This is a genomic window from Pseudomonas hormoni (assembly GCF_018502625.1).
Classification (GTDB): domain Bacteria; phylum Pseudomonadota; class Gammaproteobacteria; order Pseudomonadales; family Pseudomonadaceae; genus Aquipseudomonas; species Aquipseudomonas hormoni.
The window spans coordinates 3874217-3889211 of sequence record NZ_CP075566.1; the positions used below are offsets into that span (position 1 = coordinate 3874217).

Sequence of the window (14995 nt, forward strand, 5' to 3'; positions counted from 1 at the left end):
CGGCAAATCAATGCTGCTGCAAATGCCCATACAGCTTGGCGTACAACCCACCATCAGCAATCAGTTGCTGATGGTCGCCATCCTCGGCAATCTGCCCGCCGTCGAATACCAGCACCCGGTCCGCCTGCTTCACCGCGGACAACCGATGCGCAATGATTAGCGTGGTGCGGTGGCTCAGAAACCGCGCCAACGCTTGGTGCAGGTTGTATTCGGTGGCGGCATCCAGTGCTGAAGTAGCCTCGTCGAGGATCACCACTTTCGGTTCGGCCAGCACCATCCGTGCAATCGCCAGGCGTTGGCGCTGGCCGCCGGATAGCCGCACGCCGGAGCGCCCGACGATACTGTCCAGGCCGTTGGGCAGCTCCCGAACGGTCTGGTGCAGCTGGGCAATTTCCAGCGCTTGCCAGCAGGCTTCGTCGCTGCGTTCGCGGCCCATGGTCAAGTTGGCACGGATGGTGTCATTGAACAGCGCCGGGTGTTGCAGAACCACGGCGACATTTTCGCGAACCGTTTCCAGACCGATCTCCTGCTGGGTGGAACCGCCGAAGCGGATCGTCCCGGCGAGTGGCGTGTACAGGCCCAGCAGCAACTGCACCAGGGTACTTTTGCCACCGCCGCTGGCGCCGACAATCGCGACTTTTTCACCGGGAGCGATGGACAGGTTCATCTGGTTCAGTACCAACTCGTCGCCGTAACCGAAACTCAATCCCTGGACTTCGATGCCCACGGTTTCACGACCGTTGAACGGGTCGACGCCGCCCGGATATTCCGGCTCATCAGCCCTTGCCAGCAGCTCGTTGATCCGTGATAGCGCACCGCCCGCGGCGTAGTAGGCGTATTGCAGGTTAAGCAGTTGTTCCACCGGACCGATCATGAACCACAGGTAGCTGAACACCGCGAGCATCTGGCCGATGGACAGGTCGGAGAACAACACCGTGAGCATGGCGGCGGCGCGGAAAATATCGATGCCGAACTGGAACAGCAAACCGCTGGCACGGTTCGAGGCATCGGTTTTCCACTGCGAAGTCACCGCGTAATCGCGTACTTCCCGCGCCCGCTGGCCGAGGCGCCCGAGGAAAAAGCCCTGTCGGTTGCCGGCGCGCACTTCCTGGATGGAATCGAGGGTTTCGGTTAACGCCTGGGTAAATCGCGAGGTGCTGTCGTTCTCGAGTTTCTTCAGGTGTTTGACCCGCTTGCCCAGCAGCACCGTGGCGTAGATCACCAACGGGTTGAACAGCATGATCAGCAGCGCGAGTTTCCAGTGCATCCAGATCAGAATGCTCGCCGTACCGACCAGCGTCAGCATGGCCACGAGGAAACGGCTGAGGGTTTCGCCGACGAATTTGTCCAGCGTATCGAGGTCAGTCACCAGATGCGTGGTCACCGTGCCGCTGCCCAGGCTTTCGTATTCGCCCAGCGAGATGCGCTTGAGCCGTTCGATCAGCCGTATGCGAATGCGGTAGACGATGTCTTTGGCCAGTGCCGCAAACAACTTTGCCTGCACCACGTTGAACAGCAAGGCGCCACAGCGAAGCAACAAGGTCACCAGCAGCATCAGGCCGATGTAGCCCGCCGCTTTCTGCCAACCTTCGGGCAGCGCGTGGTTCATGATCTTCAGCGCGGCGTCGCCATGGCCCAGCAGCACTTCGTCCACCAGCAACGGCAAGAGCAAGGGAATCGGCACGCTGCACAACGTTGCCAGCACGGCCACGCCGTTGGCGATCCACAGGGCTTTCTTGTGATGCAAGGCCAGCCGGCGGATTTCCGCCCAGCTCAGGCGATCGACACGTGTAGCGGTTGCGGTGTCGTCAGGCTGGTCATGCACAGGCAGCGCGCTCCAGCCAGCGGCCGAGCAGCGGTGACAGGACGCTCAGAGGCTGATAGCCATTGGTCAACAACGCCAATTGACCATCACGCTCAGCCAGCAAGGTGGGGAAACCGGCGATTCCGAGGTCCTGCACCCAGGTGAAATCGGCCGCTGTCGCGGCATGTTGATCGGCGCGGTCGAACGCAGCCGCGAACTCGATGCGCGGCAGCCCGGCCTGCTCCGCCAGTTCCACCAGCACACTGGCGTGGGTGACATCGCGGCCTTCTGCGTAAAACGCATGCTGGATCAGACCAAGCAACTTCCACGCGCAATCCGGCGCCAGGCTGCGCGCCGTCACCAATGCCCGACAGGCGGGTTCGGTGTCGTACACAAAGCCTTCGGGCAACGCGCCTTCGGTCTTGAACGGCTGGCCCGTGGCCTCGGTGACCGCTTGCCAATGTTCAAGAATGTAGCGCCGGGTGGTCGGCTCCAGCGCCGAACCACTGCCTGTGCGCAAGCCGCCCACCACAAGATGCACGTCCACACCCGCCGCCTGCGCCTGTTCGACCAGCGCGTTGGCCACCGGCGCAAAGCCCCAGCACCAGGAACACATCGGGTCCATCACATAGAGCAGGCGGCGAGCAGACATGGTTCAAGCCTCGGAAGGGGTTTGCTTGTAGTTGTAGCCGATCGGGTGAGGCATGTTGCGAGCCTTGGCCAGTTCGATCTGCTTTTGCCGATCGATGGCGCTGCGACGGGTTTTCTCGCTCAGCTTATCCCAGCAATGCGGGCAGCTGATGCCGGCCACATAGTGCTCGGACGCGCGGTCTTCGACGCTCACCGGCGTACGACAGGCGTGGCATTGATCGTAGTCGCCTTCGCTGAGGTCATGGCGCACGGTCACGCGGTTATCGAAGACGAAGCAGTCGCCCTGCCACTTGGTTTCTTCCTGCGGCACCTCTTCGAGGTACTTCAGAATGCCACCCTTGAGGTGATAGACCTCGTCGAAACCCTGGCTGAGCATGTAGCTCGAGGCCTTTTCGCAACGAATGCCGCCGGTGCAGAACATCGCGACCTTCTTGTGCACGGCCGGGTCGAAATGGGCTTTGATGTAATCGGGGAATTCACGAAAACTGGTGGTCTTCGGGTCGATGGCGCCTTCAAAGGTGCCAATCGAAACCTCGTAGTCGTTGCGCGTGTCGATCAACAGCACTTCCGGATCGCTGATCAGCGCGTTCCAGTTCTCTGGATCAACGTAGGTGCCGACCTTTTTGTTCGGGTCCACGCCTTCGACGCCGAGGGTGACGATTTCTTTCTTGAGTTTGACTTTGGTGCGGTAGAACGGCTGCTCGTCGCAGTACGACTCTTTGTGGTCGATGTCGTCCATGCGCGGGTCGTTCTTGAGCCAGGCCATCAGCCCGTCGATGCCTTCGCGGCTGCCGGAGACGGTGCCGTTGATGCCTTCTTCGGCGATCAGCAGCGTGCCTTTGATGCCGTTGTCGACCATCGCCTGCAGCAGGGGCTCGCGCAGGTCGACGTAGTTTTCCAGGGTGACGAACTTATACAGTGCCGCCACGACAATCTGTTGTGTCATGGGTGATTCTCCAGGTGGCTACCCTCGTAAGGGGTGAACCGGATGCGAAAAAAAACGCGCCGGGTGAGCGGCGCGTTGCGGATTCTAGCAAAAACGGTGTGGTTTTAGGACTGTCATCAATCTCTGTGGCGAGGGAGCTTGCTCCCGCCGACCGATCCGCGCCCGGGCGCAGCAGTCGCAACTCCGACTGCACTCTTTCAGACAGAACACTGTTGCAGGTTTTGGGACTGCTTCGCAGTCCAGCGGGAGCAAGCTCCCTCGCCACAACAGCCCTCATCCATCACATTAATGCTTGCTGCCGCCAGCGCAGGTTGGCGAGGCCGGGGCCGCGTCGATCTGTGCCCATTCTTCAGGCGTGTAGGTATGCAGCGCCAACGCATGGAACTCGCCCATCAGCTCGCCGAGCGTGCCGTAGACTTTCTGGTGACGCTTGACGCGATTGAGCCCCTCGAACTGCTGGCTGACCACCACGGCCTTGTAATGGGTTTGCAACCCACGACTGTGCATATGGCTTTCATCCAGCACTTGCAGGTGCTCGGGCTGTAACAGGCCCAGCGTCGATTCGATGCGTTGTTGCATGGTCATACCCGGCTCCGCTTAAGGCTTTTTCTTGGCAGCAGGAGCAGCGGCGCCGGCTTTAGGATCCAGCTCGTTGGTCATGTCAGCCAACAGTTTGTTGACCACAGGCACCGCGCTTTCCAGCTTGGCTTGCGTCATCTGGGCCGATTGCTGGGTCAGCTGCGGCATCTTTTCCAGGACTTTCTTGCCCAGTGGCGACTGGTAGAACGCGACCAGGTCCTTGAGCTCGGACTCGCTGAAGTTGGTGGTGTACAGCTTGACCATGTCCGGCTTCAGCTTGTTCCAGCCAATGGCTGCGTCCAGAGCGGCGTTTGCCTTGGCCTGGTAGGTTTCCAGCAAGGCTTTTTTCGATTCAGGGGCTTTGGTCTGTTCAAAGCGCTGAGCGAACATTTGCTGCACTTGCATGTACACCGGAGTGCCCAATTTGTCAGCGTGCGCCAGGGTCAGGAAAGCTTCGGCACTGGCGTTGTGGCTGGCGGTATCGGCAAAAACAGGGCCGCTGGCGCAAACCAGTGCAACCGCGGTACAGATGGCACGAAGACGAGTCATCGAGTTTCCTTTTCTAGCAGGCGAGGTAAAACCCCAAGGGCGTCCATTCTGCGCCTAAAAAACTGTGTCACTCAACCCCAAGCCTTGTCGGGCTTGAATTAGAGGGGTTGAACGGTCAAATTCCAGACTGATGGAACCACGGCCGGTGATCACGGCCTAAACTGCGCTATCAGACTGACAGGAGTGTGCATGATGAGCCGTATCGAGACCGACAGCCTTGGCGAGGTGGAAGTGCCGGATGAGGCCTACTGGGGCGCTCAGACGCAACGCTCGCTGATTAACTTCGCCATTGGCAACGAGCGTATGCCGCTGGCAGTGCTGCATGGGCTGGCGTTGATCAAGAAGGCCGCGGCGCGGGTCAATGATCGCAATGGCGACCTGCCCGCCGACATCGCCCGGCTGATCGAACAGGCCGCCGACGAAGTGCTCGACGGCAACCATGACGACCAGTTCCCGCTGGTGGTCTGGCAGACCGGCAGCGGCACCCAGAGCAACATGAACGTCAACGAAGTGATCGCCGGGCGTGCCAACGAACTGGCCGGCAACCCGCGCGGCGGCAAGTTGCCGGTGCACCCCAACGATCACGTCAACCGCTCGCAAAGCTCCAACGACTGCTTCCCCACCGCGATGCACATCGCCGCCGCCCAGGCCGTGCAGCAACATTTGCTGCCGGCGATCGGCGAGCTGTCCGGTGGGTTGGCGGAGTTGGCCGCGCGGCACATGAAGCTGGTCAAGACCGGTCGCACCCACATGATGGATGCCACGCCGATTACGTTCGGCCAGGAACTCTCGGCGTTCATCGCACAACTGGACTACGCCGAACGGGCGATCCGCAGCGCCCTGCCCGCCGTGTGTGAACTGGCCCAGGGTGGCACTGCGGTCGGCACCGGGCTGAACTCACCGCACGGTTTTGGCGAAGCGATTGCCTCCGAGCTGGCCGCGCTCTCCGGTCTGCCGTTTGTTACCGCACCCAACAAATTCGCTGCACTGGCGGGCCATGAGCCGTTGACCACGTTGTCCGGCGCGCTGAAAACCCTGGCCGTGACCCTGATGAAAATCGCCAACGACTTGCGCCTGCTGGGTTCCGGACCACGTGCCGGTTTTGCCGAAGTGAAGTTGCCGGCCAACGAACCTGGCAGCTCGATCATGCCCGGCAAGGTCAACCCGACCCAGTGCGAAGCGCTGTCTATGTTGGCGTGTCAGGTGCTGGGCAACGACGTTGCCATCGGTTTCGCCGCCAGTCAGGGGCACTTGCAACTGAACGTGTTCAAACCGGTGATCATCCACAACCTGCTGCAATCGATCCGTCTGCTGGGCGATGGCTGCAGCAACTTCCAGCAGCACTGCATCGCCGGCCTGGAGCCGGATGCCGAGAAAATGGCTGAACATCTGGAGCGTGGCTTGATGCTGGTGACGGCGCTGAACCCGCATATCGGGTATGACAAGTCGGCGGAGATTGCCAAGAAGGCCTACGCCGAAGGGCTGACCTTGCGGGAGGCGGCGTTGCAGTTGGGGTATCTGACGGATGAACAGTTTGATGCCTGGGTAAGGCCGGAGAATATGCTGGAGGCCGGGGCCAAGGGCTGAGATTTTGGTCGCCTGTTAGTCAGTCTTCGCGGGCAAGCCTTGCTCCTACAGGTCATGTGTCGGTCCTGAATATTGTGATCGACACAAAATCTGTAGGAGCGAGGCTTGCCCGCGAAGAACGATAACGCGGTCTAACTGGTCGCCACTCTGATCTTCCGGGCCTTGAGCCCCGCGATCAACGACGGCCCCAACGCCACCAGCGCCGACCCCAGCACTACCAGCACCGCCCCGCCATACCCCAGACCATTGATCGTCTCGGCATGCACATATTCCGGCCACAACCAGGCGGCCATGGCAACGGCCGCAAACGTCACCAACGGCGTGATCGCCAGCGTCGCACTCACCCGCGAGGCCTCCCAGTGCGCCAGCGCTTCGGCAAACGCGCCATACGCAATCAGCGTATTCATGCAGCACGCCAGCAACAGCCAGCCCTGCAGTGGAGTCAGTTGCAGTGCTTCCAGCGGATGCACCCACGGCGTCAGCAACAGCCCGCAGAACAGATAGATCACCATCATCACCTGCAACGAATTCCACACCGTCAGCAATTGCTTCTGCCCAAGGGCATAGAACGTCCAGACCGTGGACGCCAACAACACCAGCAGCACACCCGCCGTGTAGTCAGTGAGCGAGGTAAGCAACTCGGCCAGGCGCTGATTGAAAAACAGCCCGAAACCAATCAGCAACACCAGCAGGCCAATCCCCTGCCCCACGCTGAAGCGTTCCTTGAACACAAACAGGCTGGCGATCAGCAACATGATCGGCCCCATCTGCACCACCAGTTGCGCGGTGCCCGGGCTGAGCAGGTTCAGGCCCATCAAATAAAGCACGTAATTGCCTACCAGGCCGAGCACCGCCATCAGCACCAGCCAGCCACCGCGCGGACCGAGCACCTTGCGGCTCGGCAGGCGCTTGGTGGCTGCCAGGTAAATGAACAGGCAGCCGCCGGACACCATCAGCCGAAACCAGGTCACCGTGACCGGGTCCATCACCAGCAGCACTTGCTTGAGTTTGATCGGCAGGATTCCCCACAACAACGCGGTCAACAAGGCCAGGAACAGGCCGTAAACCCAGCGACCGGATGAAATGTGCATGCGTACCCCAAGGCCAGATGGCAAGAATCGTCATTCTAGGCGCAGCGGCGCCTGGCACACAGGGACAGTTGGCAAGCGGACGCAAATGAAACTGTGCGGGTCGCAGCAATAAATTGGCGCGATGCCGTCGATCGGTTGGTCAGGCGCTTTAAGCGGTTCATGCATAAGCTCATTGGATCTACCCACCTTCAGGAGATCGCCATGTATGGCATGCGCGCCCAGGACAACGCCCCCGCCACGCACTTTCGCAGTGACCGGATGTGTCGGGTAAACGGGGAGTTGTATTTCAGTACCCGGGAAAACACGCTGGAGGGGCCGTTTGAAAACCCGGAGGCGGCTGCGCGGGAGATTGAGGCTTATGTCGCGCGGATGCAGCTTCTAGGCGCTGGTCGATAGACCGCGGCGCTGCCATCGCCGGCAAGCCGGTCTCGCTCCCACAGGGTCAGCTATGTGACATAGATCCCATGTGGGAGCGAGACCGGCTTGCCGGCGATGGCGATGTAACAATCACCACAAACGCTTAAGGCTTAACGCACCGCTTCAAATAACCCCGTAGCGCCCATCCCGCCACCCACGCACATGGTCACAACGCCGTAACGCAAATTCCGCCGCTGCAATTCCCGCACAAGATGCCCGACCTGACGCGACCCGGTCATGCCGAACGGGTGACCGATGGAAATCGAGCCGCCATTGACGTTGTACTTCTCGTTATCGATCCCCAGCCGGTTGCGGCTGTACAGGCATTGCGAAGCGAACGCTTCGTTGAGCTCCCACAGGTCAATGTCGGCCACCTGCAAACCCTTGGCCTTGAGCAACTTCGGCACTGAGAACACCGGACCGATGCCCATTTCATCCGGCTCGCAACCTGCCACCGTGAAACCGCGGAAGAACGCTTTCGGTTTCAACCCCAGTTCCAGCGCTTTTTCCAGACTCATCACCAGCGTCATCGAAGCACCATCAGACAACTGCGACGAGTTGCCCGCCGTGACCGAACCGTCTTCGGCAAACACCGGCTTCAACCCCGACAGACTCTCCAGCGTAGTATCCGGGCGATTGCAGTCGTCGCGATCGACGATGCCGTCGAGGATCTGCACCTGCCCGGTGGCCTTGTCTTCAACGCGATACTTGACGGCCATCGGCACGATTTCATCGTCGAACAAACCGGCGGCCTGTGCCTGTGCGGTACGTTGCTGACTTTGCAGGGCGTACAGGTCCTGTTCTTCGCGGCTGACGTTGTAACGACGGGCGACGATTTCGGCGGTCTGGCCCATGGGGAAGTAGATGCCCGGCACCTGCTCTTTCAGCAGCGGGTTGATCAGGTTGTCGGTGTTGACGCTTTTCATCGTCAGGCTGATGGACTCGACGCCACCGGCGACGATGATGTCGCTGCAACCCGAAGCGATCTGGTTGGCGGCGATGGCAATCGCCTGTAAGCCCGACGAGCAGAACCGGTTGAGGGTCATGCCGGCGGTGCCGGTGCCCAGGCGCGACAGCACCGCGACGTTGCGACCGATGTTGTAGCCTTGGGCGCCTTCGTTGGAGCCGGCACCGACGATGCAATCCTCGACACTGGCCGGGTCGATGCCCGAGCGTGTCAGCAGTGCATTGACGCAGTGAGCCGCCATGTCGTCCGGACGGGTCTGGTTGAACTTGCCGCGAAAGGACTTGGCCAGGCCGGTCCGCACGCTGTCGACGATCACCACTTCACGCATGGCATACCTCATTGTTGTTATGGGTTGAGAGTGGATCGAGCATAAGTCCACCTGTTACCGGTCGCGACAATCATTCACCCCGCGTATGCGTAGCCATCGGCTCACACCTTGAGTTTTTTCAGCTTCTTCTCGTGCTTGTCGGACTTTTCGAACGCCTCTTCCAGCGCCTGGTTGAGCGTGCGCAAGACCTTGACCCGCGCCCAGCGCTTGTCGTTGGCTTCTACCAGGGTCCAGGGCGAAATTTCGGTACTGGTGCGGTCGACCATGTCGCCGACCGCGGCCCGGTAGGCATCCCACTTTTCGCGATTGCGCCAGTCATCTTCGGTGATCTTGAAGCGCTTGAAGGGGATCTGCTCGCGCTCTTCGAAGCGCTCCATTTGTGTTTCTTTATCGATGGCCAGCCAGAACTTGACCACGATCACCCCGGCATCAGCGATCTGCTCTTCGAAGTCGTTGATCTCACTGTAGGCACGCAGCCAGTCCGCGGGGCTGCAAAAGCCTTCAATGCGCTCCACCAGCACCCGGCCATACCAAGAGCGGTCAAACACCGTGAATTTTGCCCGCGCCGGAATATGTCGCCAGAACCGCCACAGGTACGGGTGTGCCCGCTCCTCCTCGGTGGGTGCCGCAATCGGCACGATGCTGTACTGGCGCGGGTCAAGCGCTGCAGCAACCCGCCGGATCGCCCCGCCCTTGCCTGCCGCGTCGTTGCCTTCGAACACCGCGATCAAGGCGTGGCGGCGCATGCGTTTGTCGCGCATCAACCCCGAGAACCGCGCCTGTTCGGTGATCAGCTGCTCTTCGTAATCGTCCTTGTCCAGCTGCAGAGTCAGGTCAAGGCTGTCGAGCAGGTTGACCTGATCGACGCTGCTGCCCAAGGGCGCGGCGCTGACTTTATCCGGGTGAATCTTCGGTCTTTTCAGCGCGCCTTGCAGGCCTTCGAGCAAAATCTTGCCGACCGCCAGGCTCCGATAGCGCGGGTCCATTCCGGCGATCACATGCCAGGGTGCGTAGTCGCGGCTGGTGCGGCGCAAAATGCGTTCGCCGTATTTCACGAACTTGTCGTAGGTCTGCGATTGCTGCCAGTCCAGCGGGCTGATGCGCCAGCTGTGCAGCGGGTCGTCGGCCAGGGCCTTGAGGCGCGCCTTCATTTGTTTCTTGGACAGGTGAAACCAGAACTTGAAAATCAACGCGCCTTCATCGCACAACATCTTCTCCAGGCGTTCGGCCGCATTGATGCCTTGATCGAGTCGCGGGTCCTTGAACACACCATGCACCCGGGCCTGCAACATCTGGCTGTACCAGTTACCGAAAAAAATCCCCATGCGGCCCTTGGCCGGGAGCATCCGCCAGTAACGCCAGGCCGGTGGCCGCGCCAGTTCTTCGTCGGTCTGGTGATCGAAGGTGCGGACCTCGATCAGGCGCGGGTCCATCCACTCATTGAGCAGTTTCACCGTTTCGCCCTTGCCGGCACCTTCGATGCCGTTGATCAAAATGATCACCGGAAAACGCTTTTGCTGCTGAAGTTCGAACTGCGCCTCGAGCAGCGCTTCACGCAACGCCGGGACTTCGGCTTCATAGGTTTCTTTGTCGATGACGTGACCGATTTCAGCAGATTCGAACATGAAGGGCTCCCTTTCCAGATTGTGGCAAGACTAGCGGATTGGGCAGCTGGACGACGGGGAAATTCCTCGTGATGTTGCACCGCTCTTTGTAGGAGCATGGCTTGCCAGCGAAGGCGTACTTGAGGACGCCTTCGCTGGCAAGCCATGCTCCTACGAAAAGCGGTTCGAGTCCGCACCATCATCACCGCCCGATTATCGGCGATCGGCTAGAATGGCCGCCTTGCCGTTGCCGAGCCTGCCATGAAACCTGTATCGCCCCACGCCCAGCTCGACTGGGACGACCAAGGGCTCCCGCGTTCGCGGGTGTTCGATGATGTGTATTTTTCCGACCTGTCCGGGCTGGATGAAACCCGTTACGTTTTCCTCGAACAGAACGCCTTGCGTGAACGCTTTACCGCATTGCCGGTGGGCGGGAGGCTGGTGATTGGCGAGACCGGGTTCGGCACCGGGCTGAATTTCCTGTGCGCCTGGCAGTTGTTCGAACAACACGCAGTGGCCGGTGCGCGGCTGCATTTTGTCAGTGTCGAAAAGTACCCGCTAAGTGCGCCTGATCTGCAACGGGCGCTGGCGTTATGGCCAGAGCTCAAGCTGTTTGCCGATCAGTTGCTCGCGCAGTACGTGGCGATCCATCAAGGCTTCCAGCGGCTGGTACTGGATAACGGTCGCGTGACGTTGACCCTGTTGATCGGCGATGCACTCGAGCAGTTGCCACAACTGGACGCACAGATCGACGCCTGGTTTCTCGACGGTTTCGCCCCGGCGAAAAACCCCGATATGTGGACGGCCGAACTGTTTGCCGAACTCGCCCGTCTCGCGGCACCCGGTTCAACCATCAGCACCTTCACCAGCACCGGTTGGGTACGTCGTCTGCTGAATGCAGCGGGCTTCAAGATGAAGCGCACGCCCGGCATCGGCCACAAATGGGAAATCCTGCGGGGCACGTTCCTTGGCTGGCCTGAAGAAGTCCCGGCGCCCGCCGCGGCCAAACCATGGTTTGCGCGCCCGACGCCGCTGACCGACGAACGTCGGGCACTGGTGATCGGTGCCGGCCTGGCCGGTTGCGCGACGGCCGCCAGCCTCGCGGCACGGGGTTGGCAGGTCAGTCTGCTGGAGCGTCACGACGAGCTGGCGCAGGAAGCCTCGGGCAATCCTCAGGGCGTGCTTTACCTCAAGCTTTCGGCCCATGGCACGGCGTTGTCGCAATTGATCGTCAGTGGATTCGGTTACACCCGACGCGTGCTGGAACAGTTGCAGCGGGGTGTCGACTGGGACGGATGCGGCGTGCTGCAACTGGCCTTCAACGCCAAGGAAGCCGAGCGTCAGGCGCAGCTGGTGCAGGCGTTTCCCGAAGACTTGCTGCACACACTCGATAGAGAACAGGCCGAGGCGCGTGCGGGTATCGGCCTGCAATGGGGCGGGTTGTATTACCCCGAAGGCGGATGGGTGCATCCGCCGGCCTTGTGCCAAAGACAAGCGAAACACCCCGACATCCGGATTCTGACCCATCACGATGTGCTGGAACTGCGCCGTGTGGATGGCCACTGGCAAGCCTGGGATGGCGACACGTTGCTGTCCGATGCACCGGTGGTGGTCTTGGCCGGCGCTGCCGAAATCAAGCGTTTCCCTTACAGCAGCGAGTTGCCGCTCAAACGCATTCGCGGACAGATCACTCGCCTGCCCCAGACACGTGAGAGCCAAAGCCTGAGCACCATGGTCTGCGCCGAAGGTTATGTCGCCCCGGCACGATTGGGTGAACATACGCTGGGCGCCAGTTTCGATTTCAACAACGACGACCTGACACCGACCGCTGCCGAGCATGCCGGTAATCTGCAGATGCTCGAAGAAATCTCCGCAGACCTGCTCACCCGGCTCGGCGCGGACAAATTGCAGCCCGAAGCTCTCGAGGGTCGCGCAGCGTTTCGCTGCACCAGCCCGGACTACCTGCCGATTGTCGGGCCCTTGGCCGACAGTCAGGCATTCGCCGATGCCTACAGTGCCCTGAGCAAGGATGCCCGGCAAACTCCGGACATCCCTTGCCCCTGGCTGGATGGCTTGTATGTCAACAGTGGCCACGGCTCGCGCGGCCTGATCACCGCGCCATTGTCAGGCGAATTGCTCGCTGCGTGGCTGGATAACGAACCGCTGCCATTGCCCAGAGCCGTGGCCGAAGCGTGTCATCCGAACCGCTTTGCCTTGCGTCGACTGATTCGGGGCAAGCCCTGATTGGCTCAATGGACATCGCAGAAGTGCTCACGACGCTTACCTCGTGCATACCTCTTTGTGGCGAGCGAGCTTGCTCGCGCTGGGCTGCGTAGCGGCCCCAAAAATCTGACAACCATTGCCGATTTATGTGAGTGCTACGCACTCAAGCGGGAGCAAGCTCCCTCGCCACAGGTTTCTCGGATTCAAGACTCTTTTAAGTGAACAGCATTGCGCTATGCCCGGCGATTTCGAGGGGTGAATCCGCGGCGTTCAAGCAACACGCTAATGTGGCGTAGCACCACTTATCAGCCGGCCGATGGGCTTTTTTGCTGTACCAGCCATTCGTCCGTGTCCCTCGCTTATAACCGATCGATATAAAACTCCTGAAATCCGAGGGGGTCAGTTTCTGAGTACCCGCCGTTTTGGCCGGGTATCGATTGACCCTCCCCAACGGAAAAACCGGTAAGGACTTTATGTGCGGATTAGCTGGCGAGTTACGCTTTGATCATCAACCTGCGGACCTTGCAGCCGTTGAACGAATCACCCATCACCTGGCACCTCGCGGACCTGACGCGTGGGGCTTTTTCAGCCAGGGGCCGATCGCCCTTGGCCACCGTCGCCTGAAAATCATGGACCTGTCGGACGGCTCGGCGCAGCCGATGGTCGACAATCAATTGGGCCTGTCCCTGGCGTTCAATGGCGCGATCTACAACTTTCCGGAACTGCGCGCCGAACTGGAAAGCCTCGGTTACGCCTTCTATTCCGGCGGCGACACCGAAGTGCTGCTCAAGGGTTATCACGCCTGGGGCGAGGCGCTGTTGCCAAAACTCAACGGCATGTTTGCCTTTGCCATTTGGGAACGTGACGCCAAGCGCCTGTTCATCGCCCGCGACCGTCTCGGCGTAAAGCCACTGTACCTGTCGCGCACCGGCCAGCGCCTGCGCTTTGCTTCCGCTCTGCCGGCGTTGCTCAAGGGTGGCGATATCAACCCGATCCTCGATCCAGTGGCGCTCAATCACTATTTGAACTTCCACGCCGTGGTTCCTGCGCCGCGCACCTTGCTGGCCGGCATCGAAAAGCTGCCGCCCGCGACCTGGATGCGTATCGAAGCTGACGGCAGCACTGAGCAGAAAACCTGGTGGACCCTGCCCTACGGCCCACGCGCCGACGAGATGAATCTGACACTGGAAGACTGGCGCGACCGTGTGCTCGACAGCACCCGTGATGCCGTGGCGATCCGTCAACGCGCGGCAGTGGATGTCGGCGTGCTGCTTTCGGGCGGCGTCGACTCGAGCATGCTGGTCGGTCTGCTGCGTGAAGTCGGTGTGGAAAACCTGTCGACGTTCTCCATCGGTTTCCAGGATGCCGGCGGCGAGCGTGGCGACGAGTTCCAGTATTCGGACCTGATTGCCAAGCATTACGGCACCCAGCACCACCAACTGCGTATCGATGAAAAAGAGATCATCGAGCAACTGCCGGCGGCGTTCCGCGCCATGAGCGAGCCGATGGTCAGCCACGACTGCATTGCGTTCTATCTGCTGTCCCGCGAAGTGGCCAAACATTGCAAAGTGGTGCAGAGCGGCCAGGGTGCGGACGAGTTGTTCGCCGGGTATCACTGGTATCCCCAGGTCGATGGCGCTGCCGATCCCTACGCGGCTTATCGCGATGCATTCTTCGACCGCAGCTACGAGGACTACGCCGCCACCGTGCAGCCGAAATGGCTGACCGCGAATGACGCCGCCGGCGACTTCGTGAAGGAACATTTCGCACAGCCCGGAGCCGATGCGGCGGTGGACAAAGCCTTGCGTCTGGACAGCACCGTGATGCTGGTGGACGACCCGGTAAAACGCGTCGACAACATGACCATGGCCTGGGGTCTGGAAGCGCGCACACCGTTTCTCGACTATCGCCTGGTGGAGTTGTCGGCCCGGGTGCCGGGTAAATTCAAACTGCCGGACGGCGGCAAACAAGTGCTGAAAGAGGCGGCGCGGCTGGTGATTCCGAGCGAAGTCATTGACCGCAAGAAGGGTTACTTCCCGGTGCCGGGTCTCAAGCATTTGCAAGGCGATACGCTGAACTGGGTACGCGAACTGCTGCTGGATCCGAGTCAGGATCGCGGCCTGTTCAACCCGGCGATGCTCGACCGTCTGCTGACCGATCCACAAGGCCAGTTGACCCCGTTGCGCGGCTCCAAGCTGTGGCAATTGGCGGCGCTGAACCTGTGGCTCAGCGAACAAGGAATCTGATCG

Annotated in this window: 12 protein-coding genes; 4 read left to right on the top strand and 8 right to left on the bottom strand. The window is 60.7% G+C overall.

The window, feature by feature from the left end:
* Positions 1-7: 7 nt before the first annotated feature.
* The 5 genes from KJF94_RS17960 to KJF94_RS17980 all read right to left on the bottom strand — a co-directional run bounded on the left by KJF94_RS17960 (position 8) and on the right by KJF94_RS17980 (position 4529).
* Positions 8-1825: an ABC transporter ATP-binding protein gene (locus tag KJF94_RS17960; protein WP_214377597.1), complete on the bottom strand. Its 1818-nt coding sequence runs from the start codon at positions 1823-1825 to the stop codon at positions 8-10.
* Entirely contained in the window at positions 1818-2456 is a 639-nt protein-coding gene (locus KJF94_RS17965) for a DsbA family protein (protein ID WP_214377598.1), read from the bottom strand. The genes KJF94_RS17960 and KJF94_RS17965 overlap by 8 nt, the downstream gene beginning before the upstream one ends.
* Positions 2457-2459: 3 nt before the next feature.
* Entirely contained in the window at positions 2460-3401 is a 942-nt protein-coding gene (trhO, locus tag KJF94_RS17970; protein ID WP_214377599.1) for an oxygen-dependent tRNA uridine(34) hydroxylase TrhO, read from the bottom strand.
* Between the two features lie 285 nt (positions 3402-3686).
* On the bottom strand, positions 3687-3986 hold the full coding sequence (locus KJF94_RS17975; protein ID WP_017340055.1) for a BolA family protein: 300 nt from the start codon (positions 3984-3986) through the stop codon (positions 3687-3689).
* A gap of 12 nt (positions 3987-3998) precedes the next feature.
* Positions 3999-4529 carry a DUF2059 domain-containing protein gene (locus tag KJF94_RS17980; RefSeq protein WP_214377600.1) on the bottom strand — a complete coding sequence of 177 codons (531 nt, stop codon included), beginning with the start codon at positions 4527-4529 and terminating at the stop codon, positions 3999-4001.
* A gap of 192 nt (positions 4530-4721) precedes the next feature.
* Between KJF94_RS17980 and KJF94_RS17985 the strand changes: the two genes are divergently transcribed.
* A complete protein-coding gene (locus tag KJF94_RS17985) occupies positions 4722-6116 on the top strand; it encodes a class II fumarate hydratase (RefSeq protein ID WP_214384897.1) in 1395 nt (464 codons plus the stop codon).
* A 131-nt stretch (positions 6117-6247) separates the two neighbouring features.
* On the opposite strand, the gene KJF94_RS17990 is transcribed toward KJF94_RS17985, so the two are convergent.
* On the bottom strand, positions 6248-7207 hold the full coding sequence (locus KJF94_RS17990; RefSeq protein ID WP_214377601.1) for a DMT family transporter: 960 nt from the start codon (positions 7205-7207) through the stop codon (positions 6248-6250).
* Positions 7208-7408: 201 nt separating this feature from the next.
* On the opposite strand from KJF94_RS17990, the gene KJF94_RS17995 reads away from it, so the two are divergent.
* Entirely contained in the window at positions 7409-7603 is a 195-nt protein-coding gene (locus KJF94_RS17995) for a DUF6316 family protein (protein WP_214377602.1), read from the top strand.
* Positions 7604-7734: 131 nt separating this feature from the next.
* On the opposite strand, the gene KJF94_RS18000 is transcribed toward KJF94_RS17995, so the two are convergent.
* Both KJF94_RS18000 and pap read right to left on the bottom strand, forming a co-directional pair.
* Positions 7735-8919, bottom strand: coding sequence for a thiolase family protein (locus KJF94_RS18000; RefSeq protein WP_214377603.1), 1185 nt, complete (start codon positions 8917-8919; stop codon positions 7735-7737).
* Positions 8920-9020: 101 nt separating this feature from the next.
* On the bottom strand, positions 9021-10544 hold the full coding sequence (gene pap / locus KJF94_RS18005; protein WP_214377604.1) for a polyphosphate:AMP phosphotransferase: 1524 nt from the start codon (positions 10542-10544) through the stop codon (positions 9021-9023).
* Positions 10545-10784: 240 nt separating this feature from the next.
* Here pap and mnmC point away from each other — a divergent pair, with 240 nt between their 5' ends.
* Together mnmC and KJF94_RS18015 are read left to right on the top strand one after the other, a co-directional pair.
* On the top strand, positions 10785-12767 hold the full coding sequence (gene mnmC, locus KJF94_RS18010; protein ID WP_214377605.1) for a bifunctional tRNA (5-methylaminomethyl-2-thiouridine)(34)-methyltransferase MnmC2/FAD-dependent 5-carboxymethylaminomethyl-2-thiouridine(34) oxidoreductase MnmC1: 1983 nt from the start codon (positions 10785-10787) through the stop codon (positions 12765-12767).
* Positions 12768-13219: 452 nt separating this feature from the next.
* Positions 13220-14992 (top strand): N-acetylglutaminylglutamine amidotransferase, encoded by a 1773-nt coding sequence (locus KJF94_RS18015; RefSeq protein ID WP_214377606.1) that lies wholly within the window; start codon positions 13220-13222, stop codon positions 14990-14992.
* Positions 14993-14995 lie beyond the last annotated feature (3 nt).

Excerpts from the sequence above, each read along its gene's own strand:
- KJF94_RS17985 (WP_214384897.1), top strand. The coding sequence starts at position 4,722 with ATGAGCCGTATCGAGACCGACAGCCTTGGCGAGGTGGAAGTGCCGGAT.
- pap (WP_214377604.1), bottom strand. The coding sequence starts at position 10,544 with ATGTTCGAATCTGCTGAAATCGGTCACGTCATCGACAAAGAAACCTAT.
- KJF94_RS17965 (WP_214377598.1), bottom strand. The coding sequence starts at position 2,456 with ATGTCTGCTCGCCGCCTGCTCTATGTGATGGACCCGATGTGTTCCTGG.
- KJF94_RS18015 (WP_214377606.1), top strand. The coding sequence starts at position 13,220 with ATGTGCGGATTAGCTGGCGAGTTACGCTTTGATCATCAACCTGCGGAC.
- KJF94_RS17995 (WP_214377602.1), top strand. The coding sequence starts at position 7,409 with ATGTATGGCATGCGCGCCCAGGACAACGCCCCCGCCACGCACTTTCGC.
- KJF94_RS18000 (WP_214377603.1), bottom strand. The coding sequence starts at position 8,919 with ATGCGTGAAGTGGTGATCGTCGACAGCGTGCGGACCGGCCTGGCCAAG.
- KJF94_RS17990 (WP_214377601.1), bottom strand. The coding sequence starts at position 7,207 with ATGCACATTTCATCCGGTCGCTGGGTTTACGGCCTGTTCCTGGCCTTG.
- mnmC (WP_214377605.1), top strand. The coding sequence starts at position 10,785 with ATGAAACCTGTATCGCCCCACGCCCAGCTCGACTGGGACGACCAAGGG.
- KJF94_RS17980 (WP_214377600.1), bottom strand. The coding sequence starts at position 4,529 with ATGACTCGTCTTCGTGCCATCTGTACCGCGGTTGCACTGGTTTGCGCC.
- KJF94_RS17975 (WP_017340055.1), bottom strand. The coding sequence starts at position 3,986 with ATGACCATGCAACAACGCATCGAATCGACGCTGGGCCTGTTACAGCCC.
- trhO (WP_214377599.1), bottom strand. The coding sequence starts at position 3,401 with ATGACACAACAGATTGTCGTGGCGGCACTGTATAAGTTCGTCACCCTG.